The organism is Mesorhizobium sp. WSM4848, from assembly GCF_055811375.1.
The window spans coordinates 79,057-104,851 of the sequence record NZ_JBVVPX010000022.1; the positions used below are offsets into that span (position 1 = coordinate 79,057).

A 25,795-nucleotide genomic window follows, 5' to 3' on the forward strand; every position below is an offset into this window, starting at 1 on the left:
GCAGGACCAGGACGATGACCGCAGCACCCTACCCCTTCTCGGCCCGCCATATTGGCCCTGGCCTCAATGATGTCAGAGCCATGCTGGCGACGATCGGCGTTCCCTCGGTCGAGACGCTGATCAGCCAGGCTGTGCCGAAATCGATCCGGCTCGACCGGCCGCTGGCCTTGCCTGCCCCGGCGAGCGAAGCCGAGGCGCTGGCCGAGCTTTCAGCGACAATGGCGAAAAATACGGTTTTGAAAAGCTTCATCGGCGCCGGCTACCACGGCGTCCACGTGCCGCCGGTCATCCAGCGCAACCTGTTCGAGAACCCGGCCTGGTATACCGCTTACACGCCCTACCAGGCAGAGATCAGCCAGGGCCGGCTCGAAATGCTTTTCAATTTCCAGACCTTGGTCACTGAACTGACCGGGCTGCCGGTGGCGTCGGCCTCGTTGCTCGACGAGGCGACGGCGGTGGCCGAAGCAGTCGGCATCGCGTTACGCCACCACCGCGACAAGCGGACCAAAGTGGCGCTGGCCGGCACGCCGCATCCGCAGACGCTCGATGTCGTGCGCACCCGCGCCGAGCCGCTCGACATCGAGGTCGACGGCGACACGATCGACGACAACACCGCCGCTCTGCTGGTCTCCTGGCCCGACACGTTCGGCATCTATGGCGACCACAGGGCGGCAATCGAGCAGGCCCGCGCCACCGGCGCGCTGGTCGTCTTCATTGCCGATCCGCTCGCCCTGACGCTGACCGACGCGCCGGCTGCGCTTGGCGCCGACATCGCCGTCGGCCCGATGCAGCGCTTCGGCGTGCCGATGGGCTTTGGCGGACCGCATGCCGCCTATTGCGCCGTTTCCGACAGGCTGACACGGCTGATGCCCGGCCGCCTTGTCGGCCAGTCCACCGACAGCAAGGGCCGGCCCGGCTATCGCCTCGCCTTGCAGACGCGTGAACAGCATATCCGCCGCGACAAGGCGACCTCCAACATCTGCACCGCACAGGCGCTGCTCGCCAACATGGCGACAGCCTATGCGATCTGGCACGGCCCTGCCGGGCTGCAGGCGATCGCCGGCCGAATCCATGCATTGGCCAACCAGCTGGCTGACGGCCTCAAGGCAGCAGGAATCTCGGTGCTTGGCGCCAGCCGCTTCGACACGGTGACGGTGGAGTTGAAAGGCAGAGCCGACGCGATCGCCACCGCTGCTGAAAGGACCGGCCGCTTGCTGCGCGTCATCGACGCCGACCACATCGGGATCAGCTTCGACGAGACCTCGACCGATGCCGATCTGGAGGCTATCGCGGCGCTGTTCGGCGCCAAGGCGGGCGCAGCCGTCGGCAGCACCATGCCCGGAAAGCCGCGCGGCAAGGCGTTTCTCACGCAGCCGGTGTTCCGCGAAAACCACTCGGAAACCGAGATGATGCGATTCCTGCGCCGGCTGGCCGACAAGGACCTGGCGCTCGACCGCGCCATGATTCCGCTCGGCTCCTGCACGATGAAGCTCAATGCCGCCGCCGAGATGATGCCGGTAAGCTGGCCTGATATCGCCAATTTGCATCCCTTCGCCCCGGCAAGCCATTCGGCCGGCTACCGCGCCATGATCGACGAGCTGGAAGCCTGGCTGGCGGAAATCACCGGCTTCGACGCGGTGACCCTGCAGCCCAATGCCGGCAGCCAGGGCGAATATGCCGGGTTGCTCGCCATTCGCGGCTACCACCGCTCACGCGGCGAAGCTCACCGCACGGTCTGCCTGATCCCGTCATCGGCGCATGGCACCAATCCAGCGAGTGCGGCGATGGCCGGCATGAACGTCGTCGTCGTGCGCTGCACCGAGGATGGCAATATCGATATGGACGATATGAGTGCCAAAGCCAATGAGCATTCCAAGAATCTCGCCGCGCTTATGTTCACCTATCCCTCGACGCATGGCGTATACGAAGAAGGCGCGCGCCACCTCTGCGCCCTCATTCACGAGCATGGCGGCCAGGTCTATTTCGACGGCGCCAACCTCAACGCGCTGGTCGGCCTCGCCCGCCCGGGCGACATCGGCGCCGATGTCTGCCACATGAACCTGCACAAGACCTTCTGCATCCCGCATGGCGGCGGCGGTCCCGGCGTCGGCCCGATCGGCGTCAAGGCGCATCTAAAGCCTTATCTGCCCGGCCACGTCAGCGAAGGCTCGGCCCATGCCGTGTCAGCTGCACCGTTCGGCAGCGCTTCGATCCTGCCGATCACCTGGATGTATATCCGCATGATGGGTGCTTCCGGCCTCAAGCAGGCCACCGAGACGGCGATCGTTTCCGCCAACTATGTGGCGACGCGGCTCGCACCGCACTTCCCGCTGCTCTACAAGGGCAGGCACGATCGCATCGCCCATGAGTGCATCCTCGACACCCGGGTGCTCAAGGAGAACTCCGGCATCAGCGTCGACGATATCGCCAAGCGGCTGATCGATTATGGTTTTCATGCGCCGACCATGTCGTTTCCGGTCGCCGGCACCTTGATGGTCGAGCCGACCGAGTCCGAACCCAAGAGCGAGCTCGATCGCTTCTGCGAGGCGATGATCGCGATATCGGGCGAGGCAGCCAAGGTGGCGAAAGGCGAATGGCCCCTGGCCGACAATCCGCTGGTCAATGCGCCGCATACCGCTGCCGAGGCGCTGGCCAGCCAGTGGACGCATCCCTATTCGCGCCTGGAGGCGGCCTACCCGGCCGGCGATGCCGACACATCAGCCAAATACTGGCCACCGGTGTCGCGCATCGACAATGTCGCCGGCGACCGCAACCTCGTCTGCTCCTGCCCGCCGCTGTCGGAGTATCTGGGGGCGGCGGAGTAGACCACGATCCCGAAAAGTGGAATCCGGTTTTCGGATCATGGTCTAACAAGAAGATAGAAGCCTCAATCAGGCAGAACGCAAGGCCGGCGCGTCGGCCTTGCTCGCCTTGTTCTGGGCGACGACGCGATTTCGCCCGGCGCGCTTTGCCGCATAGAGTGCGGCGTCGGCTTCGGCCAGCACATTGTCGAGACTGGTGCCATCCGTCGCGCCAAAGCCGATGCCGCCACTGACTGTGCTGCGCAACGGACCAAGCTGGGTGGCGACGACTTCCGTGCCGAAGGCGACGCTGATCTTGCTCGCAATGTCGTAAGCCTTCTCTTCAGTCATCCGCGACATGACGAGGACGAATTCCTCGCCGCCCAGCCGGAAGGCGTCGACTCCGGTCCTGGCATATTTCCTGATGACAGCTGCGAAGCGGCACAGAACCTGATCGCCGACCGGATGACCGAATACATCGTTCGTCTTCTTGAAATGATCGAGGTCGAACATTGCGACGGACATGAACGGGCCGAAAACCCGCTCACCGTAGAATGCCGTCAACGCCCGCCGGTTCATCAGCCCGGTCAATGGGTCGGTCATGGTCTCAGTCTTCAGTTCGATCTGCGTCTGCAAATGATGCAGGGAGACCGTCAATGCGCCGAGCCCCGTCATGCAGGCGACCGCCACGGCGGAATTCAACCGTTCGGCCCAGTTGTCGGGCGCAACGCCGAGCACCCATTGGCCCGTGACCAGCAGGACCGCGCCGCAAAGTCCGAAGGACAGCGCACAGACGCCGCTCAGGAACGAAACGGCCAGCAATATCCGGCGATCGTGACCACCTTTGATCCAGAACATCACCCCGATAAGCCAGAGCAGCGCCGTTACCGTCGCGTAGGTGACGATGAAGCCGACGCCATCAAGGCCCAGCGAGGTCGCGGCTGCGCAAACCGCCATCGCAGCCACGGTCGGCAGGATGGCGCGCCTGTAGTCGCGGACGCCGAGATACTGCATGGCCGACAGGCAGAGGGTCAGGAAGCCCAGACTGAGAAGCGCAAGCACGATCTGGCAAAGCCAAGGGCTGGGATGCCGGGCATAATGCCAGAACAAGACCACATGCGCGACGAGCACGAGAACGCCGCAAGCCACCGTCAGCACAAAGCGTGCCTGTGGCGCGGTGAACCAGATCGCAAACATGGTGATGCTGAGGCACGTGCCCGACAGCGCTGCCGCAAGCAGGAGCGAACTGTAATCCAACATGCGTAAGCGACAGCCTCTTCACAGGTTCTGCCGCATCCTAGGTCAGCAGCAATCCGTGAATACCGTTTTTCGGCCAACCTTCGGACGTAACCTTCGGACAAGGTTTACAAAACGTCGATGCCCTCGACCCATTTCCGCCGCTTGGTTGTCGGATGGTTTTGCAGTAAGAGGCTCTATCCTCGAACGTAACGGGAACCTCCGTCGCCTGCCCGCAAAAACCGTGGCAGTATCGGTTGGTGATTCGCAGTATCGCAATCCAGGACCAGCATGAACGACAGCAACGATCTTTTCGGCAATCTGGACAAGCAACCGCAACCGGTTCGCGCCACCGCGCGCCCGGCCGACCCGCTGGTGCAGGCGGCAAAGCGCCCGGCATCCCGCGACGGCAGCGAGAGCTACAGTGCCGCCGACATCGAGGTTCTGGAAGGGCTGGAGCCGGTGCGGCGGCGGCCCGGCATGTATATCGGCGGCACCGACGACAAGGCGATGCACCATTTGTTCGCCGAGGTCATCGACAATTCGATGGACGAGGCGGTCGCCGGCCACGCGACTTTCATCGATGTCGAGCTTTCGGCCGACGGATATCTGGCGGTGACCGACAATGGTCGCGGCATTCCGGTCGATCCGCATCCGAAATTCAAGAAGCCGGCGCTCGAAGTCATCATGACGACGCTGCATTCGGGCGGCAAGTTCGACAGCAAGGTCTACGAAACCTCGGGCGGCCTGCACGGCGTCGGCGTCTCCGTCGTCAACGCGCTGTCGGACCATCTCGAGGTCGAGGTCGCGCGCGGCCGCCAGCTCTATCGCCAGCGTTTTTCGCGCGGCGTTCCGGTGACCGGCCTGGAACAGCTCGGCGAGGTGCATAACCGCCGCGGCACCAGGATACGCTTCCATCCCGACGAGCAGATCTTTGGCAAGGGTGCGGCGTTCGAGCCGGCGCGGCTCTACCGGATGACCCGCTCGAAAGCCTATCTGTTCGGCGGCGTCGAGATCCGCTGGACCTGCGATCCGTCGCTTCTCAAGGAGAAGGACACGACGCCGGCCAAGGCCGAGTTCCATTTTCCCGGTGGCCTCAAGGACTATCTGAAAGCCTCGCTCGGCGACGAATTCCAGGTCACCCGCGAAATCTTTGCCGGCAAAAGCGACAGGCAAGGCGGTCACGGCTCGCTCGAATGGGCGGTGACCTGGTTCGGCGGCGACGGATTTCTCAATTCCTACTGCAACACCATTCCGACCGGCGAAGGCGGCACCCACGAGGCCGGCTTCCGCAACGTCTTGACGCGCGGCCTGCGCGCCTATGCCGAGCTGGTCGGCAACAAGCGTGCGTCGATCGTCACCTCGGAAGACGTCATGATCTCGGCGGCGGGCATGCTGTCGGTGTTCATCCGCGAGCCGGAATTCGTCGGCCAAACCAAGGACCGGCTGGCGACGATCGAGGCGATCAGGATCGTCGAGGCCGCGATCCGCGACCCCTTCGATCACTGGCTGGCCGACAACCCGCAGGAAGCTTCGAAGCTGCTCGAATGGGTGATCGCGCGTGCTGACGAGCGGGTGCGCCGCCGCCAGGAAAAGGAAGTCTCGCGCAAGAGCGCGGTGCGCAAGCTGCGCCTGCCCGGCAAGCTTGCCGACTGCACGCAGAATGCCGCGGCCGGCGCCGAGCTCTTCATCGTCGAGGGCGATTCGGCCGGCGGCTCGGCGAAACAGGCGCGCGACCGCGCCAGCCAGGCGGTGTTGCCGCTGCGCGGCAAGATTCTCAACGTCGCCAGCGCCGGCAACGACAAGCTGGCTGGCAACCAGCAGATTTCCGACCTGATCCAGGCGCTTGGCTGTGGCACGCGGTCAAAATACCGCGATCAGGATCTGCGCTACGACCGGGTCATCATCATGACCGACGCCGACGTCGACGGCGCCCATATCGCTTCGCTGCTGATCACCTTCTTCTATCAGGAGATGCCGAGCCTGGTCCGCGGCGGACATCTCTACCTGGCGGTGCCGCCGCTCTACTCGATCCGGCAAGGCGGCAAGGTCGCCTATGCCCGCGACGATGCGCATAAGGACGAACTGCTGCGCAGCGAGTTCACCGGGCGCGGCAAGGTCGAAATCGGCCGCTTCAAGGGGTTGGGCGAAATGATGGCCACCCAGCTCAAGGAAACCACCATGGACCCGAGAAAGCGCACGCTGCTCAGGGTCGACGTGATCGACGCCGAGGCGGCAACCAAGGATGCGGTCGACGCGCTGATGGGCACCAAGCCGGAAGCCCGCTTCCGCTTCATCCAGGAACGCGCGGAATTCGCCGAAACGGAAGTGCTGGATATCTGAGCGTTCCCCCTTCTCCCCTTGTGGGAGAAGGTGGCCGAGCGAAGCTCGGTCGGATGAGGGGTGCTCCAGCTTGGCAAAACCCGCACTCCGTCCAACACCCCTCTTCCGTCTCGGCGCGGCGCGCCGATCCACCTTCTCCCACAAGGGGAGAAGGCAAGATTGCGCTACCGCCACGGTTGCAAACTCTGGTCGCGGGCATAAGCGATGATAGTGTCGCAGACGGCGTTCAAATCCCGCAGCACGTCGTCGTTCCAGAAGCGCAGCACACGAAAGCCCCTCGCCTTCAATTCGGCATCTCGCTCCCGATCGTGGTTCGAGTCGGCATGCTGGCTGCCGTCGATCTCGACGATCAGCCTGGCCTCGGCGCAAACGAAATCGGCGATGAATCTGCCGATCGGAACCTGACGCCGGAATTTGATGCGGTCGAGCCTGCGACCGCGCAGTTCGTGCCACAGGCGGTCTTCCGCCTCCGTTGGCTCGCGCCGCATCGAGCGAGCGAAACGACGTTTGGTAGCAGCAACGGGCTGATGCGGCATCGGGCGAGATTGCCCGGCCATAGCGCTCCGTCCAGCACCATGTCACGCAAATCGCCGACATTTTGAGATTGGCTCCCCCTTCTCCCCGTGTGGGAGAAGGTGGCCTCGCGAAGCGAGGTCGGATGAGGGGTCAGCTTGGCAAGAACCGCACTCCGTCCAGCACCCCTCTTCCGTCTCGGCGCTGCGCGCCGATCCACCTTCTCCCACAAGGGGAGAAGGCAAGACCGCGCTACCGCCACGGTTACAAACTCTGGTCACCGACACTAGGCCGCCACGATCGCCAGTGCGTGACCGCGCGCGTTTTCGCGCAGCGCATCGAGGTGGATCGATTTGACCAATCCGGCGAGATCGCCTTCGGCGGACTGCCCGCCCAATTCCTTCAACATCAGCCAGCTGACTTCCTGGACGCCGGCGAGGCGCTTGCCATTGGCGACCTCGCGCCAGATCTTTAGCGCGCGCAGGATGATGGCGTGCGTTGCCGCGGCCAAGCCGGCGCTGCGGAGTAGCGCCTGCAGCGCCACGTCGTGCCCGCCGGCCAGCAGCGCCCTCACCCGTTGTTCGGATTGCTGGCTGAGCGCGACCAGCACTGAGCCGAAGAAATCGACCTTGCCGTGCGCAATGGTGCGAATGATGAAGCTTGCGGTCAGGTCGCCGCGCAGGCGCAGGTGCTCGATGAGCGCCGCATGCTCGTCCTGGCGCGTGCCTTCGATCAGCGTCATCGAAGCCTTGACGCAGGCGTCGCGCATGACGCGCTCGGTTCTGGCACGGCCCATTAGCGCCAGCACCAGCGGCGAACCCTTGAGCGTTTCACCAAGTTTTATCAGCAGCATATGCCGGCAGTCGGCGGGCAGGCGCGCATCTGATATCAGCGCTTCGCGCACCGAAGGCAGATCGCCATGGCGTTCGGCGATACGGCGGAAGCTGAGCGAAGCGATGTCGGCGCAGCTGTTGGAAAGAAGCGTGACGCAGGCTTCAGGCTCGCCGATCTCGGCGATCGCCGCGGCGACCGCCATGGAGACGCGCGGACGATCGGCGATCAGTTTCTGGGTCGTCTTGTGGCCGCCGGCAATCCGGTCGATCAGATCGGCATCGGTAAGCAGCGGCGAACGTGCCAGCACCAGGTTGGCGACTTCCGGCTGGTCCGACGCCAGCGCGCTGATGATCTGCAGCGGCGCGTGGTGGCTCATCGACAGCGCCTCTGCCATCGCCAGCCGCACTTTCGACGAGGCATCGTCGAGCAGCAGCGTCAGCGCCGCCTCCGCTGCGCAGCGGTCCTCGAAAGGCAGCTCGGCATTGATGTAGGCGCGAGCCAATGCGCTTGCCGCAGCGGCGCGCTCAGAGACCCTTGCCGTGTTGATCCATTTCAGGAAATGCGAAACAACCATGCCGTCCGCGACGCCCCTAGCCCGAGTCCGTTCCCGCCCCAGTGAAGACCCTAGGCAGAAATGGTTTACGAACCGTTCACCATGTTTGTTAACTGGCCCTTCTTTGCTGACCGGCCTGTGAGCGCCGTATGCAGCGCCCGGCGACGTGCGCGGTTTCGGAAAGTACGCTAACACTTTGGAACTTCGCATCGAGCTTTCCAAAAATCGATTCCGATTTTCGGGGCGCGATGCCGCAGCGGAGGAGATCGACCATGGCCGGGCTTTATCTGGAAGAGTTCGTCGTCGGCCATGTTTTCCGGCACACGCTGCGGAAAACCGTGACTGAAAGCGACAACATGCTGTTTTCGGTAATGACGCTGAACCCGCAGCCGCTGCACATCGATTTCGACTTCGCCGCCAAAAGCGAATGGGGCAAGCCGCTGGTCAATTCGCTATTCACGCTGGGCCTGATGATCGGTATTTCGGTGAACGACATCACCGTCGGCACCACCATCGCCAATCTCGGCATGAAGGAGACGGCGTTTCCGCATCCGGTCTTCCACGGCGACACCATCCGCGTCGAGACGACGGTGGTGTCGGTGCGCGACTCCAGGTCGAAGCCGGACCGCGGCATAGTCGAATTCGAGCACCGCGCCTACAACCAGAACGATGTGCTCGTCGCCAAATGCACGAGGCAGGCGATGATGATGAAGAAGGCGGCCTGACCGATGCGCTCGCTGCTGTTCGTTCCCGGCGATTCGGAAAAGAAGCTGGAAAAGGCGATTGGCGCCGGCGCCGACGTGGTCATCGTCGATCTTGAGGATTCGGTCGCGCCACAAAACAAAACCTTGGCCCGCGATATCGCCGTACGCTTCATCACCGGACACAGGCATCAGACCAGATCCGCGATCTATGTCCGCATCAACGATCTCTCGACCGACCTGACCGACGAGGATCTGGCGGCACTCGTGCCAGTGAAACCCGACGGCATCATGCTGCCGAAGTCGAACAGCGGACAGGATGTCCAGCAGCTCTCGGCCAAGCTCAGGGTGCACGAGGCCGAAAGCGGGCTGCCGGACGGTGCGATAAAAATCCTGCCGATCATCACCGAAACAGCTGCCGGCGTGCTGGCGGCTGCGACCTACGCCAAGGCAAGTGCGCGGCTTGTCGGCGTAACCTGGGGTGCGGAAGATCTCTCGGCAGCAATCGGTGCGCCCACGGCCCGCGATGAGAATGGCCGCTACACCGATGTGTTCCGCTTCGCCCGCACCATGACCATCCTCGCCGCCGGTGCCGCGGAAGTCGCGGCGATCGACACGGTTTTTCCCGGTTTTCGTGACATGGCCGGCTTCGAGGCGGAATGCGCCGAGGCAGAGCGCGACGGCTTCACCGGCAAGATGGCGATCCATCCGGCGCAGGTGCCGGTCATCAACGCTGCCTTCACGCCGTCGGCCGAGGCGGTGAAACACTCCCTGGCGATCGTCCAGGCATTCGAGGCGGCTGGAAATCCCGGCGTCGTCGGCATCGGCGGCAAGATGTACGACCGGCCGCATCTGCGGCGTGCCGAGCGGCTTCTGGCACGCGCCAGGGCGGCGGGGATTTTGGCCTGATATTTTCCCAGCCTAGTCTTTTCGCCAATGAGGCCGGCGCATCGAGAAGATCTCGCTGACACTGGCATAGTCCATATAGCCGAGACGGCCGACATTGCCTGCCATGACGATGTCGAAGATGCCGTCTTTCAGGAAAGCATCGTCGATATGCACACCAACGACCTCGCCGGCGACGACGATGGCGCTGGTCGGTGTCCCGTCCAGAGCCTTTGGCCGCAGGATCTCCGTCACACGGCATTCAAGCGCCGCGGGCGCCGCCGCCACGCGGGGTGGCGCAACCAGCCGCGACGGCGCCATGGCGAGATCGGCATAGTCGAATTCGGTGACGCCGCGCGGCGCATCGACCGAGGTGCGGACCATTTTTTCAGCGAGATCGCGGCTGACGAGATTGGCGACGAACTCGCCCGTTTCTTCGGCGAAGGTGGCGCTGTCCTTCTCGCCTTCGGACGAAAACCAGACGATGAAGGGCCGCGTCGAAAACGCATTGAAGAACGAATAGGGGGCGAGGTTGACCTCGCCGGCCTTGTTCACCGTCGATATCCAGCCGATCGGCCGTGGCGCCACGATCGCCTTGGACGGGTCATGCGGCAGCCCATGCCCCTTTGCCGGCTCGTAGAACATTCAGCCCACCCATGGCCCTGCATAGTCGGCATAGAGCTTTGCCGGATCCGGCCGCGGCCGCTCCGCCGCCGGCCCCTGATAGGAGCCGATATGGATGAAGCCGACGACCCGCTCATGCGGTGCCAGCCCCAGGATCGCCCTGCCCTCCGGCACGTCGGAATACCAGTTGCTGATCATGTTGGTGCCATAGCCTAGCGCATTGGCCGATAGCATCAGGTTCATCGCCGCCATGCCGCCGGACAGGAACATCTCCCATTGCGGGATCTTTGGGTTTTCCTTCGGGCTCGACACCACGCCGATCACCAGCGGCGCGCGCGAAAAGCGCGCCAGTTCCTGGTTGTGGCGGCCTTCCGGCAGCGGGCCTTCGCGCTGTGTGGCAAGTGCCGCCAGCTTCTTGCCGATCTCGACGCGCGCCTCGCCCCGGTAGAGGATGAAGCGCCAGGGCTCGAGCCGGCCGTGGTCCGGCACTCGCGAGGCGGCGGCAATCATCGTCGCGATGTCAGCGTCGCTGGGCGCCGGTTCCTTCAACTCCGGGATCGGCGCGGAATTTCGGGTCAGCAGAAAGTCGATGATCGGCGACGCCATGGGCGCAAGTCTCCTTGGAATTTGAGCTGAAGCGCACCATCTGGACATCGGGCGGCTCGGGCATTGGCGCGGCGCGCCGGACAAGAGCCTCTAGCAGAAGCGATCGGACTCTTAAGCCTTGAAATTGCCACCGCCTTGGGCTTCAACGCAAGGCATGTTTGAGGGGACATTGCGACTTTTCCTGATCTGGCTCGCTGCCGCGCTGTTGATGGTGCCGGTGTCGCTTGCCGCAGCTCAAGATGCGGACGGCCTCGGTGATCTGAAACTTCCCGGAATATCGAACTATGCGCCCCCGAAAAGCGATGCACCGCTGGCAGCGGCGAGCAGCGGCGCAATCACGCTGTCGGCGCAATTGACCGACAAGGGCGCCGACATTACACGCGGCATCGTCTGGCGCGTCTTCAAGCCTGACCCCACCGGCGACGGCAAGCTGCCGATGGTCGCTTCCGCCCATGGCGGCAGCGCGGTGTTCCAGCTCGAGCCCGGCAGCTATCTGGTCCATGCCTCTTACGGCAGGGCCGGTGCCACCAAGCGCATCACCGTCGGCAAGGACGCCAAGCGCGAAAGCCTCGTGCTCGATGCCGGCGGACTCAAGCTCGACGCCGTGCTGTCGGGCGGGGTGCGCATACCGCCGAAGAAATTGCGCTTTTCGATCTATGAAGGCCAGGCCGAGGCCAATCACGATCGCGCCCTGATCATACCCGACGTCGAGCCGAACAGCGTCGTGCGGTTGAACGCGGGCGTCTATCACGTCGTCTCGACCTATGGCTCGGTGAATGCGGTCATCCGCTCCGACATCCGCGTCGAGGCCGGCAAGCTGACCGAAGCGGCCGTCGAGCATCGTGCGGCGGAGATGACCATGAAGCTGGTGCGCGAGCCGGGTGGGGAGGCGATCGCTGACACCTCCTGGTCGTTGCTCAACGAATCCGGCGATCCCATCCAGGAAACCGTCGGCGCCTTTGCTTCGATGGTGCTTGCCGAGGGCGACTACACCATCATCGCCAAGAACCGCGACCGCATCTACCAGAAAGATTTTACCGTCGTGGCCGGGCAGAACAAGGAAATCCAGGTTTTGGCCACGGAGGCCTCGGCGATCGATCCTCAGGAAGGCGCGGACTAAATCGTCGGGGCACTGCCTTACAGGATTCGGCGATCAAGCCGCCTTGCGCATGCGTCGCGGCAGAAACTGGCCGCGGCCGCGCGGTTCGGCCGGAGCCAGATCGAAAACGGCCCGGTAAAGCCGCTCGAGCAAAGCCTTGCGGTCGCGCACCGGCGCCAATTCGTCCCATCCCAGCACGTCGCCGACGCAAACGTCGATCGATTTACCGGACAGCCGCGCGAATTCGTGGATGAGCAGGGAAATGCGCAGCGTCAGCGAAACCCTGCCGACGAACTTCGCCACGCGCTCGTCACGCTCGGCTAGTTTCATGGGTCCGCTGACCAGATGGAACAGCCGCCCGTTCTGGCCGGAAAAGTGCATTGGGACAACCGACGCCTTGGCATCTCTAACGAGACGGGCCGGAAACATCTTCCATGGCAGGTCGCGCGCCCGGCCAAAACCTTTCGGCGCGGTGGCGACGCCGCCCGCGGGGAAGACGACGATGATGACGCCGCCTTTCAGCAGCCGCACCGCCTCATGGCGCACCGCCATGTTGTTCCTGAGCGCGTCCTTGGTCTCGGAAAAGTCGATCGGCAGCGAATAAGGCTCCATCTCGCGGATCTTGAGCAGATCCTTGTGGATCATGACACGGAACGGGCGCTGAAGCTGCTCGGCCAGCGACAGCACCGCAATGCCGTCGCCGATGCCGAACGGGTGGTTGGCGACGATCACCAGCGGCGTGTCGGGCAATTTTTCCGGCGGCCACTGGCCAGTGGTCCGCACCCTGACATCGATCAGCTCCAGCATGCGGCTGAACACGCGCTCGCCGGTCGGCGCCACATGGCGGCGCCAAAAGTCATAGAGCGCCGCGAAGCGATCGCGGCCGGACAGGCCTTCGATGGAGTGGATGAACCAGCGCGTCAATGCCGGCTGATGCGGGCTGGCGTAGGAAAGCTCGGGAAACGGTCTTTCGCGCATCTTCAGCTTGAGCATGAGGCTCGTTACAAGGCTGGCGTGACAAGCATGTGAAATGGCGGGCATCTGAAAATGGCGGTGGATCGCTCCACCGCCATTTCGTCGACAATCCGGCTGAACTCAGGCCGCTCGTTTGCGCTTGCGGTCGGGCGTCACCGCCTCTTCGGCAAGCATCGCCACTGCCTGGCCAAGGCCGAGCGACTCCTGGTCGCGCGAGCCGAGCCGGCGGATGTTGACCGTCTCTTCCTCCGCCTCGCGCTTGCCGCAGACGAGGATGACCGGAACCTTGGCCAGGCTGTGCTCGCGCACCTTGTAGTTGATCTTCTCGTTGCGAAGATCGGCTTCGGCCAACAGTCCGGCCGCCTTCAGCTGCGCGACGACCTTTTGCGCGTAATCGTCGGCATCGGACGTGATCGTTGCGACCACCACTTGCAGCGGTGCGAACCACAGCGGGAAATGGCCGGAATAGTTCTCGATCAGGATGCCGAGGAAGCGCTCCATCGAACCGCAGATGGCGCGGTGCACCATCACCGGCTGCTTCTTTTCCGAATCGGAGCCGATGTAGAAGGCGCCGAACCGTTCCGGCAGGTTGAAATCAACTTGTGTGGTGCCGCATTGCCAGTCGCGGCCGATGGCGTCCTTCAGCACATATTCGAACTTCGGCCCGTAGAACGTGCCCTCGCCCGGATTGACGTCGGTCTTGATCCGGTTGCCCGACCGCGCCGCGATCTTGTCGAGCACGTCCTGCAGCACGCCCTCGGCATGATCCCACATCGCGTCGGTGCCGACCCGTTTTTCGGGGCGGGTCGCCAGCTTGACGGTGATTTCATCGAAGCCGAAATCGGCATAGGTCGACAGGATCAGGTCGTTGATCTTGATGCACTCGTCGGCGAGCTGTTCCTCGGTGCAGAAGATGTGGGCATCGTCCTGGGTAAAGCCGCGCACGCGCATCAGCCCATGCAGCGCGCCGGACGGCTCATAGCGATGCACATTGCCGAATTCCGCAAGTTTTACCGGCAGATCGCGGTAGGACTTCAGTCCGTGCTTGAAGATCTGGACGTGGCCGGGGCAGTTCATCGGCTTCAGTGCAAACATCCGGTCGTCGTCGGTGTCGTCGCCGGCAACCGTCACCTTGAACATATTGTCCCGGTACCAGCCCCAGTGACCTGAGGTCTCCCACAGGCTCTTGTCGAGCACTTGCGGCGCGTTGACTTCCTGATAACCCTGCTCGTCGAGGCGGCGGCGCATGTAGTTGACCAGGTTCTGGAACAGTCTCCAGCCCTTGGCATGCCAAAAGACAACGCCCGGCCCCTCCTCCTGAAAATGGAACAGGTCCATCTCGCGGCCGAGCTTCCTGTGATCGCGCTTTTCGGCTTCCTCCAGCATGGTCTGATAGGCATCGAGCTGCGCCTGATCGGCCCAGGCGGTGCCATAGATGCGGGTCAGCATCGGGTTGTTCGAATCGCCGCGCCAATAGGCGCCGGCCACCTTCATCAGCTTGAAGGCGCTGCCGATCTGTCCGGTCGAGACCATATGCGGACCGCGGCAGAGGTCGAACCAATCGCCTTGCGCATAGATTTTTAGGTCCTGATCTTCGGGAATGGCGTCGATCAGTTCCAGCTTGTAGCGCTCGCCCTTGTCGGCAAAGATCTTCTTCGCCTTCTCGCGCGACCAGACCTCTTTGGTGAACGGCTTGTTGCGCGCGATGATCTCGCGCATCTTCTTCTCGATCACCGGGAAATCGTCGGGCGTGAACGGCTCGTTGCGGGCAAAATCATAGTAGAATCCGTTCTCGATCACCGGGCCGATGGTCACCTGCGTACCCGGCCACAATTCCTGCACGGCTTCGGCCAACACATGCGCTGCGTCATGGCGGATGAGTTCCAGCGCGCGCGGGTCTTCGCGGGTGATGATCTCGACCTTGCCGGACTTGCCGAGCGGGTCGGAAAGATCGCGCACCACGCCATCGATCGAGTAGGCGACCGCCTTCTTGGCCAGCGACTTCGAGATCGATTCCGTCAGGCCGGCGCCGGTCATCGCCGCATCGTAGTCGCGGACGGAACCATCGGGAAATGTCAGGGAAACGGAATTCAGCATAAAATTCTCCTATCCAGTCCCGCAAACGAGCGCGGGTGGTGAAATGCATGTCGCCCAAAAGTGTGCAGCGGACATGCATAAAGTAAACGCCGGTTGTGTCCGGCGGCGAGCGGTCTTTTATTGGCAGTTTTCGGCGTCGTAAAGCCGGATACGGTTCACCTGACGAGATTCGGCAGCTGTTTCAGGAACATCGCCCGCGTTTTATGACCCTTGGGCGTATCGGAACGTTTCGTATCGATTACCAGGCAGGCAAAGACGATGCCGCGCGTGTCCTTGTTGGCCCAGCCGACAAACCAGCCAAGCGAGCGCCAGCCAAGCGAGCGCTTGTCGGCGCTGTCGCCAAGCCTGGTGGTCCCGGTCTTGCCCTGCACCGTCCAGCCACCTGACCGGAAGGTCGGCAAGATCGCCCTGGTCATCGCGTGGGCCTTGTCCGAAACCGGCAGTTCGCCGGCAAGCAGGCGGCGCATGAAATTCACCTGTTCGACCGGCGATATCTCAAGCGAAGAATTCACCCAGGACCGGGTGAGGCCATCATTCCTGCCGGCATTGCCGGCAACATCGGTGTTGCCGTAGTCGAATTTTGAGACGTAGCCGGCAAACCGCTCGTTGCCGAGCCGGCGGGTGATTTCCTGCGAAAACCACAGCACCGAGTCTTTTTCCCAGATCGTCGGGTCGACGGTTTTCTGGTCGCGCTTGACCGCCTTGAACTCGGGCTTGTAGTCCCAGGCGGGCGTGTGCTCGTCGCTCAGGATTCCCGCATCATAGCCGATCAGGGCCAAGGGGACCTTGAAAGTCGAGGCGGGACTGAAGCGCTGGTCGCAGACCCCGTTCCGATACAGCGTTTCACCGCTTGCAGCATCCAGGATCAGCGTGCATTCGACCTCCTCCAGCGGCGCCGATTGAGCGCGGATCGGAAAACCAAAAAGCCAGGCCAGAAGGTAGATAACCACGGCGAAAACGAATGGGCGGCGGTCTATCTGGCGCATTGGCAATCTCTCCTGATGGCTGTCAGGAGCGGCTTAGCGAGGCGTCTTGTCTCGATTTTGTCTTAAATGCGCAACGTGCGGTTAACCCTAGCAAATCGTAAAGATCCTGCTCTGTTTGCAGAGCTTACGCACCACCGGCATCGGTTTCCGGATCCGAGCGTTTTTTTCCGATCCGCCAGTACCGCCAGGGCGTGAACCAGACGTAGCGCTCGATCAGCACCTCCGGCACCCGGTCGATGCCATGCGTCCCGCCCGGCCCGCAGCGCAGCACGCGGAAAAAACCCATCCAGCCGCCGGCCCATAGCCCATGGCGGGCGATCGCTTCGTGCGCGTATTCGGAACAGGTCGGCAAATGCCGGCAGGAATTGCCGACAAAGCCGGACAGCGTCAGCTGATAAAAACGCACGAGCGAGGTGCCGAGGATTCGGCCGGGCGTCTTGCGCCAGGGGCCGGGCCAGTTGCGTGTGTATCGCGGCCGCTGATGCGTGTGATCCATCGCCATTTGACGGCTACGCTGCCTGTTCGGCGCGCTTCTTCTCGATCTGGCCGATCGCGTCGACCACCGCATCGAAGGTCAGCATGGTCGAGGCATGGCGCGCCTTGTAGTCGCGCACCGGTTCGAGATATCTGAGGTCGGCGAAGCGGCCCTCCGGCGGCGTGCCGTTTTCCTTCAGCATCTTCAGCATGGTCTCGCGAACGCTGCGCAATTCGTCCGCGCTGGCGCCGACAACATGCTGCGCCATGATCGAGGACGACGCCTGGCCAAGCGCGCAGGCTTTGACGTCATGGGCGAAATCGGTGACGATGCCGTCATCCATCTTCAGATCGACGGTCACCGTCGAGCCGCATAGCTTGGAATGCGCGCGCGCGGTTGCATCGGGATGGTCGAGCCGGCCGATCCGCGCGATATTCCCGGCAAATCCCAGAATTTTCGCATTGTAGACGTCGTCGATCATATTTTTCCAATCCGTCGCCGCCGAGCGAACAGCGATTGCCGCTGACGGTCTTCCTTTCGCTCGCAACGATCATATATAATGCTGGTACTCGGGTATGGACAAGGCAACCAACCACCGCGTCCCTGCTCAAATCACTTCACGCCGCTTACGGGCTGGAAACAGGGCACGTTTCTAACACCCGAAAGGTCGTGGTCCGTTCAACTCGTTCCTCCTGAGAGGGGAACTACGGGAGACGCCTTTATGGATGCCGTCATCAAGAAATTCATGCCCCCTTCCGCCTATATGGAAAAGCCGGTCACCGATCGGCCGACCGAAGCCGAAGCCGAGGCCGCGGTTCGCACGCTGTTGCGCTGGACCGGCGACAATCCGGACCGGGAGGGCCTGGTCGATACGCCAAAGCGTGTGGTGAAGGCCTATCGCGAAATGTTCGGCGGCTACGACAAGTGCCCGGCCGAAGAACTCGGCCGCACCTTCGAGGAGGTCGCCGGCTATGACGACCTTGTCCTGGTCAAGGATATAACGTTCCATTCGCATTGCGAGCACCACATGGTGCCGATCATCGGCAAGGCGCATGTCGGCTATCTGCCGGACGGCAAGGTTGTCGGCCTGTCGAAGATCGCCCGCGTCGTCGATATCTTTGCCCAGCGCCTGCAGACCCAGGAAGCGATGACCGCACAGATCGCCGGCGTCATCCAGGATGTGCTCAATCCGCGCGGCGTCGCCGTCATGCTCGAAGCCGAGCATATGTGCATGGCCATGCGCGGCATCCGCAAGGAAGGCTCCACGACGCTGACCTCGACCTTCACCGGCGTCTTCAAGGACACGCCCGAGGAACAGGTCCGTTTCGTCACCATGGTGCGCGGCGGCAGGGGCTGAACGACCCTCGCCGGCCGCCAGCCATGATCGCGAGAAATGAGAACCGGTTCTCGGATCAGATCATGGCCAAACAACAAGACAGAGCCTCGCCCATTCCGATCCTATCGGACTGGGCGAGGCTCTGAACAAGGACCGGCGATGTCGGCAGTGGAATTTACGAAAGCTCCATCAGACAAGAAAACACTGGAAGAAAGCACGGCCTTTTCGCCGCGCTTCGATGCCGGCGGCCTCGTCACCGTCGTCGTTACCGATGCCGAAGATGGCATGCTGCTGATGGTCGCGCATATGAACGCCGAGGCGCTGGCGCTGACGCTGGAAACCGGCATCGCCCACTACTGGTCGCGCTCGCGCAGCACCCTGTGGAAAAAGGGCGAAACGTCCGGGAATGTCCAGAAAATCGTCGAGATGCTCACGGATTGTGACCAGGACGCAATATGGCTGCGTGTCAAAGTGATGGGCCACGACGCAACCTGCCACACCGGCCGGCGTTCCTGCTTCTATCGGACGGTGGGACTGATCGACGGCAAGGGGACGCTTGCCGGCGACGGCAGCAAGCCGCTGTTCGATACGCAAGAAACGTATCGAAAGCCCCATGAACCATCCATTTGAACCATTCGCCGAACTGCAATCACGTATATTCATGATTTCGATACGGCCTGCCGATAGGCTAGCCGCGGGACAAGGGAGATTGTGATGCTCGACTGGGCGTCATTGCATAACAGACCTGACGTTCGGGAGGCCAATGGCCTGTCATCGTCCGCCGGTGCATCCAAAACGAGCCCCGCCAGGAAAACAGGCATTTCGCTGGCATTGGGCGGCGGCTGCGCGCGTGGCTGGGCCCATATCGGCGTGCTGCGCGCGCTCGACGAAGCCGGCATCGAAGTGTCGATGATCGCCGGCACCTCGATCGGCGCGCTCGTCGGCGGCTGTTACCTTGCCGGCAAGCTGGATGAGCTGGAAGAATTCGCCAGAAGCCTGACCAAGCGGCGCATTTTTGGCCTTCTCGATCTCAATTTGCGCGGCAGCGGGCTGTTCGGCGGCATGAAGCTCGATGCACGGCTGCGCGAGCACATGGCCGGCATCCGTTTCGAGGATCTGCCCAAGCCTTTCGTCTGCGTCACCACGGAGATCCGCACCGGCCATGAAATCTGGCTGTCGGGCGGCTCGCTGATCACCGCCATGCGCGCCTCCTACGCCCTGCCCGGCGTGTTCGAACCGGTCAGTTGCAACGGGCGCGTGCTGGTCGACGGTGCGCTGGTCAATCCGGTCCCGGTCTCGGTCTGCCGCGCTTACGAGCAGCCGCTCGTGGTCGCGGTGAACCTTCACTACGATCTGTTCGGCCGCGCCGCCGTCATCAAGCACAGCGCCGGCGAACTGGTCGTCGAGAAGGACGCGCCAAGGCCCGGCCTGATCGACACAGGGCACCAGTACCAGACACGGCTCGGCATTACCGGCGTTATGGTCGAAGCCTTCAACATCATCCAGGATCGCATTTCGCGGGCGCGTCTTGCCGGCGACCCGCCAGATATGTCGCTGCAGCCAAAGCTCAGCCATGTCGGCCTGACCGAATTCCACCGCGCCGACGAGGCGATCCGCATCGGCTATCAGGTGACAATGGCCCAGATCGACGATCTGGCCCGCCTGCAGACGGTTCTGGCTTAAGCGATTTCTCAGGCGCGCGCGGCATCGACGATGCGGAACTGCACCGTGCGGTTGCCGTTCCAGTGATTGCCCGACAGCGAACCGGCGACATGCACCGGCTTGCCCCTGTTCTTGAACAGGAACTCGCCGAGCGCCGTATCTACGGCGCGAAACGCGATCGCCTGGATGCGGCCGCCGCTTTCCGACTGCAACTCGGCGCGGATGTGATTGGTGCCGACCGGCCTCGCATCGGCAAGGCGATGGCGCGGCAGCGCAAAGACCGGTGCGACGTGCCCGGCGCCGAACGGGCCGGCTTTCTCCAGTGCATCGAGCAAGCCAAGCGTGGCGCCCTCGGCGGCCAGCGCACCGTCGATCGCCAGGCTTTCCTCGCCTTGCAGCCGGAACACCTCGGCCGCCGCTCGTTCCTCGAAGAAGGCCCTGAGCGCGCCAAGTTTCGCCCGCTCCACCGTGATGCCGGCCGCCATGCCATGGCCGCCGCCCTTGACGATCAGCCCGGCAACGGCCGCCTCGCGCACCAGCCGGCCAAGATCGAAGCCCGACACCGAACGGCCCGACCCCGTGCCGACACCGTTGGCGTTGAAGGCGATGGCGAAAGCGGGCCGGCGCGCATGGTCCTTGAGCCGCGAGGCCAGCAGGCCGACGATGCCCGGATGCCAGTTGGAGCTGGCGGTGACGACGATGGCTGGCCCATTGCCGCCGGCAAGCTCGGCGTCGGCCTCGACGCGTGCCGCGGCCAGCATTTCCAGTTCCATCTGCTGCCGCTCCTGATTGAGCCGGTCCAGCGTCTCGGCGATGGTGCGGGCCTCGACGGGATCGTCGGTGGCGAGCAGACGGCTGCCGAGTGCTGCGTCGCCGATGCGCCCGCCGGCATTGATGCGCGGGCCGATCAGATAGGCCAGATGAAAGGTGCTGACCGGCTCGCCGATGCGCGAGACCCGCGCCAATGCCGCCAATCCTTCGTTCCGCTGCTGACGTGCGATCTGCAGTCCCTTGACCACGAAGGCGCGGTTGACGCCGGTCAGCGGCACCACGTCGCAAACGGTGGCAAGCGCAACGAGGTCGAGCAAGCTGAGCAGATCCGGCGGTGCGGCATCCGGAAACCGGCCGCGCAGGATCTTCGCCGTCTGCACCAGCGCCAGGAAGACGACGCCGGCGGCACAAAGATGGCCCTGCCCCGAAAGGTCGTCCTCGCGATTGGGATTGACTACCGCAACCGCTGCCGGCAACGGACCGCCGAGCTGGTGATGATCGAGCACCACGACATCGGCGCAGGCAGCGTTCGCCGCGTCGATGGATACGGCGCTGTTGGTGCCGCAGTCGACGGTGACGATCAGCGTTGCGCCGCGCGAGACGAGTTCGCGCATGGCTTCCGGGTTGGGACCGTACCCCTCGAAGATACGATCCGGTATGTAGATCTCCGCTGGAACGGAGAAATGTGTGAGGAACCGCTTGAGCAGCGCCGATGAGGCCGCGCCATCGACATCGTAGTCGCCGAAGATCGCCACCTTTTCCCTGGCAATGATTGCCCCGGCGATGCGGGCGGCGGCCTTGTTCATGTCGGTCAGCGACGCCGGGTCTGGCAAAAGGTCGCGGATGGTCGGATCAAGGAACCGCTCGGTCTGCTCGGCGGTCACGCCGCGCCCGGCAAGCACGCGCGCAACGATGTCCGGCACGCCATAGCCTTGCGCGATGGCGAGTGCGGTCATGTCCTGCCGCTCGGTCAGCCGGTGTTCCCAGGAAACACCTGATGCCGACTGCCTGACGTCGAGGAAGATACGGTTTTCGCCCGTCATGCGACGCGCCGTCTGCGGATTGTCATTTCTCACAATATGCGACGGCTAACCGAGTCGGGAATCAAAACTTTTCCAGATCCTGGTGCCTTGCCTTGATCTCGCGCACGGTGCGCGACGACGAGCGCAGCACGATCGTATGCGTGGTGATGGAATTGCGACCGAACTTGACGCCGGCCAGCATGTTGCCGTCGGTCACGCCGGTTGCCGCGAACAGCACGTCCCCGCGCGCCATGTCTTGCGCGCGGTAGACCCGCTTCGGATCCAAGATGCCCATCTTCGCCGCGCGCGCCAGCTTTTGCGGCGTGTCGAGGATCAGCCTTCCCTGCATCTGGCCGCCGGTGCAGCGCAACGCTGCCGCCGCCAGCACACCCTCCGGTGCGCCGCCGGTGCCGAGATAGATGTCGATGCCGGTTTCGTCCGGATCGGTGGTGTGGATAACGCCGGCGACGTCACCATCGCCGATCAGCCGGATCGCAGCGCCCGTGGCGCGCACCGCCTCGATCAGCGCGCCATGGCGCGGCCGGTCGAGGATGCAGGCGGTGATCTCCGACACCGGCACGCTCTTGGCCCTGGCCAGGTTGGCGATGTTTTCGGCCGGCGAGGCATCGATGTCGATGACGCCGTCCGCATAGCCCGGGCCAATGGCGATCTTGTCCATATAGACGTCGGGCGCAAACAGGAGACTGCCCTTTTCCGCAATGGCGATGACGGCCAGCGCATTGGGCAGGTTCTTGGCGCAGATCGTCGTGCCTTCGAGCGGGTCGAGCGCGATGTCGACCGCCGGGCCTTTGCCGGAACCGACCTCTTCGCCGATATAGAGCATCGGCGCCTCGTCGCGCTCGCCCTCACCGATCACCACCGTGCCGTTGATGGCGAGGCGGTTGAGCTCCTCGCGCATGGCGTCGACCGCAACCTGGTCGGCGGCCCTTTCGTCGCCGCGTCCGCGCAACCTTGCCGCCGCAACCGCAGCGCGTTCGGTGACACGCACCAGTTCCATGGTGAGTATCCGGTCAAGGCCGGCGACGATGTTCTGGGCAACGTTCATCGGTGGAGATCCTCGTTGGCATTTGCCTCCCGCCAGAGGCGCGCTGGTTGTGTCAAAGCTCCATGACAACAGCAAGACCTAGGCGGGTCTTTTTTGAAAACACAACGATATCAATCGATTGAAGGAGAAAGAGAAATTCCTATTCCGCCCGCTCGATGCGGATGACCTGCGGCTTGTCGGTCAGATGGTCGTCCTTGGTGATGCCGTCGACAGCCTTGCGGACCGCCGCTTCCGTGGTCTCGTGGGTGACGAGGATCACTGTCTTCTGCAAGGCGGTATCCGGCCCGGCGGCGTGCTGCACGATCGATTCCAGCGAAATGTCGTTGTCGGCCATGCGCTTGGCGATGGCGGCAAAGACGCCGATGCGGTCATGCACAGTCAGCCGGATGAAATAGCCGCCCGCATGGCTGCGCATCTGCGCCTTCTTGTAGGGCCGCAATTCCTTCGCCGGCAGGCCGAAGACCGGACCGTGCTGGAAGCCGGGCCGGCTTTTGGCGATGTCGGCAATGTCGCCGACCACCGCCGATGCGGTGGCGTTGCCGCCGGCACCGGGACCGGAGAGCAAAAGCTCGCCAAGGATATCGGTTTCGATGGCCACCGCATTGGTGACGCCGTGCACCTGCGCGATGACCGAGGCCGTCGGCACCATGGTCGGGTGCACGCGCTGTTCGATGCCGCTTTCCGTGCGCTGGGCGACGCCGAGCAGCTTTATCCGGTAGCCGAGGTCGCCGGCCGCGCGGATGTCGGCCTGGCTGATGTTGGAAATGCCTTCCATATAGATGTCGTTGGCGGCAATCCTCGTGCCGAAGGCAAGGCTGGTCAGGATCGACAGCTTGTGCGCGGTGTCGTGGCCCTCGATGTCGAAGGTCGGGTCGGCCTCGGCATAGCCCAGCCGCTGCGCATCTTTGAGACAGTCGTCGAACGACAGGCCCTCGGCTTCCATGCGGGTCAGGATGTAGTTGCAGGTGCCGTTGAGGATGCCGAAGACGCGGGTCACCGAATTGCCGGCCATCGCCTCGCGCATCGTCTTGATGACCGGAATGCCGCCCGCCACCGCCGCCTCGTAATTGAGCAGAACGCCCTTCTTCTCGGCGGTTTCGGCCAGCGCCACGCCATGCTTGGCGAGCAGCGCCTTGTTGGCGGTGACGACGTGGCGGCCGGCTTCAAGCGCCGCTTTCACGGATGAATGCGACGGCCCTTCGTCGCCGCCGATCAGCTCGACGAAGACATCGATCTCGGCGGTTTGCGCCATTGCTACCGGATCGTCGAACCACTTGGCCGCGCCGAGATCGACGCCGCGGTCGCGGTTGGGATCGCGGGCCGAAACGGCCGACACGACGACCTCGCGGCCGCATTGCCGCGTCAGTTCCGTCGCCTTGTCGCGCAGCACGCGCGCCACCGACGCGCCGACGGTGCCGAGACCGGCGATTCCAACACGCAACGCTTCAGCCATGTCCGGCGCCTCAAGAATTTGGTCGATGTGGTATCAGGCAACTCAACGATGCGCGGCGAGCGGCACCACATTGTTGGGCTGCTTGGCGCTGGACGCCAGGAAGCGCTTGATGTTGCGCGCCGCCTGCCGGATCCGGTGCTCGTTCTCGACCAGCGCGATGCGCACATGGTCATCGCCATGCTCACCGAAGCCGACGCCCGGCGCCACCGCCACATCGGCGTGCTCGATCAGAAGCTTGGAGAATTCGAGCGAGCCGAGATGCTTGAAAGGCTCCGGGATCGGCGCCCAGGCGAACATCGACGCCGCCGGCGCCGGAACGATCCAGCCGGCGCGGCTGAAGGCGTCGACCATGACGTCGCGGCGCTTGTGGTAGATCTCGCGCACCTCGGCGATATCGGCGCCGTCGCCGTTGAGCGCATGCGCGGCCGCCACCTGGATCGGCGTGAAGGCGCCGTAGTCCAGATAGGATTTCACCCGCGTCAGCGCCGAGATCAGCCGCTCGTTGCCGACGGCAAAACCCATGCGCCAACCGGGCATCGAAAAGGTCTTCGACATCGAGGTGAACTCGACCGCCACGTCGATCGCGCCCGGCACCTGCAGCACCGAGGGCGGCCGATTGCCGTCGAAATAGATTTCCGAATAGGCAAGGTCAGACAGGATGATGATGTCGTTCTTCTTGGCGAAGGCCACCACATCCTTGTAGAAATCGAGCGAGGCGACCTGCGCCGTCGGGTTCGACGGATAATTGAGGATCAACGCCAGCGGCTTCGGGATCGAATGGCGGATGCCGCGCTCCAGCGCCGGAATGAAGCCGTCGTCCGGTTCCACCTGCAACGAGCGGATGACGCCGCCCGACATGATGAAGCCGAAAGCGTGGATCGGATAGGTCGGGTTTGGGCACAGGATCACGTCGCCGGGCGCGGTGATCGCCTGCGCCATATTGGCAAAACCCTCCTTCGAGCCCAGCGTCGCCACCACTTGCGTGTCCGGGTCGAGTTTCACGCCGAAACGGCGGGCATAGTAATTGGCCTGGGCGCGGCGCAGGCCCGGAATGCCGCGCGACGACGAATAGCGATGCGTGCGCGGGTCGCGCACCACCTCGCACAATTTGTCGACGATGGCCTTGGGCGTCGGCAGGTCCGGATTGCCCATGCCAAGGTCGATGATGTCGGCGCCGCGCGAACGGGCACTGGCCTTCAGCCGGTTGACCTGCTCGAAGACGTAGGGCGGAAGCCGGCGGACCTTGTGAAATTCTTCCATATCAGTTCCAGTGGTGGGTCAATTCCAGACGGTCAAAGTGGTTTTTGGCAAGGATGGTTGTCGGTCGCGCGATATAACCCTATTTGCAGGTAGGGTCGAGGGCGGGATCGCATTTGGCTTCGATCTGCTTCAGCGCATCGGTGCCGTGCTGCTTCGCCAATGTGCTCAGCGCCGCCGGGTTCGCGACCTTCACCGCGCCGCCCTTTGAGCCCTGCGCCTGTGCCTCCGCCTTCAACTGGGCGAGCTTGGCGTTCTTTTCCGCCTCGGTGAATTGCTCCGCCGCCGCCTGCGGCGGGATATTCAGGTTCGGATAGGTGCCGGTGTTCTTCGGCCCGTCGGTAGCCGCGACAGGCGTGGCGCCCTCGATGTTGGTGCTCGAACAGCCGGCGATCGCCAAAAAGACGGCCGCCGCGCCTGTGCGGCAAAAACGACCAGTGCCAGAAAAAACAGTTTTGCCAGTATCAGTCGTCATATTGTTTTCCCTGGCAGCCAAGATA

The 25,795-nt window shown here is 63.4% G+C and carries 23 protein-coding genes; 8 read left to right on the top strand and 15 right to left on the bottom strand.

Annotated elements, in window-relative coordinates; translation table 11 throughout:
* Window positions 1–14: 14 nt before the first annotated feature.
* A complete protein-coding gene (gene gcvP, locus AC0L16_RS20230) occupies window positions 15–2,825 on the top strand; it encodes an aminomethyl-transferring glycine dehydrogenase (protein WP_473622799.1) in 2,811 nt (936 codons plus the stop codon).
* A 66-nt stretch (window positions 2,826–2,891) separates the two neighbouring features.
* Here the strand turns inward: gcvP and AC0L16_RS20235 are convergent, their stop codons facing one another.
* A complete protein-coding gene (locus AC0L16_RS20235; protein WP_473622800.1) occupies window positions 2,892–4,061 on the bottom strand; it encodes a GGDEF domain-containing protein in 1,170 nt (389 codons plus the stop codon).
* A gap of 267 nt (window positions 4,062–4,328) precedes the next feature.
* Here AC0L16_RS20235 and parE point away from each other — a divergent pair, with 267 nt between their 5' ends.
* Entirely contained in the window at window positions 4,329–6,380 is a 2,052-nt protein-coding gene (parE, locus tag AC0L16_RS20240) for a DNA topoisomerase IV subunit B (RefSeq protein WP_473622801.1), read from the top strand.
* A 164-nt stretch (window positions 6,381–6,544) separates the two neighbouring features.
* Here parE and AC0L16_RS20245 read toward each other — a convergent pair whose 3' ends face one another.
* The gene (locus tag AC0L16_RS20245) at window positions 6,545–6,916 is read right to left on the bottom strand and encodes an endonuclease domain-containing protein (protein WP_473622802.1); all 372 of its coding nucleotides are present in this window, start codon (window positions 6,914–6,916) and stop codon (window positions 6,545–6,547) included.
* Window positions 6,917–7,179: 263 nt separating this feature from the next.
* Window positions 7,180–8,301 (bottom strand): DUF2336 domain-containing protein, encoded by a 1,122-nt coding sequence (locus tag AC0L16_RS20250; protein ID WP_473622804.1) that lies wholly within the window; start codon window positions 8,299–8,301, stop codon window positions 7,180–7,182.
* A gap of 227 nt (window positions 8,302–8,528) precedes the next feature.
* Between AC0L16_RS20250 and AC0L16_RS20255 the strand changes: the two genes are divergently transcribed.
* Together AC0L16_RS20255 and AC0L16_RS20260 are read left to right on the top strand one after the other, a co-directional pair.
* A complete protein-coding gene (locus AC0L16_RS20255; protein WP_473622805.1) occupies window positions 8,529–9,005 on the top strand; it encodes a MaoC family dehydratase in 477 nt (158 codons plus the stop codon).
* 3 nt (window positions 9,006–9,008) lie between these two features.
* Complete coding sequence (locus AC0L16_RS20260; RefSeq protein WP_473622806.1) at window positions 9,009–9,890, top strand: HpcH/HpaI aldolase/citrate lyase family protein; 882 nt, start codon at window positions 9,009–9,011, stop codon at window positions 9,888–9,890.
* A gap of 12 nt (window positions 9,891–9,902) precedes the next feature.
* Here AC0L16_RS20260 and AC0L16_RS20265 read toward each other — a convergent pair whose 3' ends face one another.
* Together AC0L16_RS20265 and AC0L16_RS20270 are read right to left on the bottom strand one after the other, a co-directional pair.
* A complete protein-coding gene (locus AC0L16_RS20265; protein WP_473622808.1) occupies window positions 9,903–10,511 on the bottom strand; it encodes a flavin reductase family protein in 609 nt (202 codons plus the stop codon).
* On the bottom strand, window positions 10,512–11,096 hold the full coding sequence (locus tag AC0L16_RS20270; protein ID WP_473622809.1) for a nitroreductase family protein: 585 nt from the start codon (window positions 11,094–11,096) through the stop codon (window positions 10,512–10,514).
* Window positions 11,097–11,250: 154 nt separating this feature from the next.
* Here AC0L16_RS20270 and AC0L16_RS20275 point away from each other — a divergent pair, with 154 nt between their 5' ends.
* The gene (locus AC0L16_RS20275) at window positions 11,251–12,216 is read left to right on the top strand and encodes a hypothetical protein (RefSeq protein WP_473622847.1); all 966 of its coding nucleotides are present in this window, start codon (window positions 11,251–11,253) and stop codon (window positions 12,214–12,216) included.
* Between the two features lie 33 nt (window positions 12,217–12,249).
* Here AC0L16_RS20275 and AC0L16_RS20280 read toward each other — a convergent pair whose 3' ends face one another.
* The 5 genes from AC0L16_RS20280 to AC0L16_RS20300 form a co-directional block, all read right to left on the bottom strand.
* Window positions 12,250–13,188: a lysophospholipid acyltransferase family protein gene (locus AC0L16_RS20280; RefSeq protein ID WP_473622811.1), complete on the bottom strand. Its 939-nt coding sequence runs from the start codon at window positions 13,186–13,188 to the stop codon at window positions 12,250–12,252.
* A gap of 102 nt (window positions 13,189–13,290) precedes the next feature.
* Window positions 13,291–15,267 carry a threonine--tRNA ligase gene (thrS, locus tag AC0L16_RS20285; protein WP_473622812.1) on the bottom strand — a complete coding sequence of 659 codons (1,977 nt, stop codon included), beginning with the start codon at window positions 15,265–15,267 and terminating at the stop codon, window positions 13,291–13,293.
* A 155-nt stretch (window positions 15,268–15,422) separates the two neighbouring features.
* Complete coding sequence (gene blaOXA / locus AC0L16_RS20290; RefSeq protein WP_473622813.1) at window positions 15,423–16,253, bottom strand: class D beta-lactamase; 831 nt, start codon at window positions 16,251–16,253, stop codon at window positions 15,423–15,425.
* A 124-nt stretch (window positions 16,254–16,377) separates the two neighbouring features.
* Window positions 16,378–16,755: a membrane protein insertion efficiency factor YidD gene (yidD, locus tag AC0L16_RS20295; RefSeq protein ID WP_473622815.1), complete on the bottom strand. Its 378-nt coding sequence runs from the start codon at window positions 16,753–16,755 to the stop codon at window positions 16,378–16,380.
* A 7-nt stretch (window positions 16,756–16,762) separates the two neighbouring features.
* Window positions 16,763–17,209 (bottom strand): iron-sulfur cluster assembly scaffold protein, encoded by a 447-nt coding sequence (locus AC0L16_RS20300; protein ID WP_473622816.1) that lies wholly within the window; start codon window positions 17,207–17,209, stop codon window positions 16,763–16,765.
* A 240-nt stretch (window positions 17,210–17,449) separates the two neighbouring features.
* Between AC0L16_RS20300 and folE the strand changes: the two genes are divergently transcribed.
* The 3 genes from folE to AC0L16_RS20315 all read left to right on the top strand — a co-directional run bounded on the left by folE (window position 17,450) and on the right by AC0L16_RS20315 (window position 19,747).
* Window positions 17,450–18,085, top strand: a complete 636-nt coding sequence (folE, locus tag AC0L16_RS20305; protein WP_023801043.1) for a GTP cyclohydrolase I FolE — start codon at window positions 17,450–17,452, stop codon at window positions 18,083–18,085.
* A gap of 138 nt (window positions 18,086–18,223) precedes the next feature.
* Window positions 18,224–18,694, top strand: coding sequence for a phosphoribosyl-AMP cyclohydrolase (gene hisI / locus AC0L16_RS20310; protein WP_473622818.1), 471 nt, complete (start codon window positions 18,224–18,226; stop codon window positions 18,692–18,694).
* Between the two features lie 84 nt (window positions 18,695–18,778).
* Window positions 18,779–19,747, top strand: a complete 969-nt coding sequence (locus tag AC0L16_RS20315) for a patatin family protein (protein ID WP_473622820.1) — start codon at window positions 18,779–18,781, stop codon at window positions 19,745–19,747.
* 8 nt (window positions 19,748–19,755) lie between these two features.
* On the opposite strand, the gene recJ is transcribed toward AC0L16_RS20315, so the two are convergent.
* The 5 genes from recJ to AC0L16_RS20340 form a co-directional block, all read right to left on the bottom strand.
* Entirely contained in the window at window positions 19,756–21,540 is a 1,785-nt protein-coding gene (gene recJ, locus AC0L16_RS20320) for a single-stranded-DNA-specific exonuclease RecJ (RefSeq protein WP_473622822.1), read from the bottom strand.
* Between the two features lie 61 nt (window positions 21,541–21,601).
* Window positions 21,602–22,585 (bottom strand): class II fructose-bisphosphatase, encoded by a 984-nt coding sequence (gene glpX, locus AC0L16_RS20325; RefSeq protein WP_473622824.1) that lies wholly within the window; start codon window positions 22,583–22,585, stop codon window positions 21,602–21,604.
* Window positions 22,586–22,724: 139 nt separating this feature from the next.
* Window positions 22,725–24,038: a homoserine dehydrogenase gene (locus AC0L16_RS20330; RefSeq protein ID WP_473622826.1), complete on the bottom strand. Its 1,314-nt coding sequence runs from the start codon at window positions 24,036–24,038 to the stop codon at window positions 22,725–22,727.
* Between the two features lie 42 nt (window positions 24,039–24,080).
* The gene (locus tag AC0L16_RS20335) at window positions 24,081–25,298 is read right to left on the bottom strand and encodes an LL-diaminopimelate aminotransferase (protein WP_473622828.1); all 1,218 of its coding nucleotides are present in this window, start codon (window positions 25,296–25,298) and stop codon (window positions 24,081–24,083) included.
* Window positions 25,299–25,377: 79 nt separating this feature from the next.
* Entirely contained in the window at window positions 25,378–25,791 is a 414-nt protein-coding gene (locus tag AC0L16_RS20340; RefSeq protein ID WP_473622830.1) for a hypothetical protein, read from the bottom strand.
* Window positions 25,792–25,795: the final 4 nt, after the last annotated feature.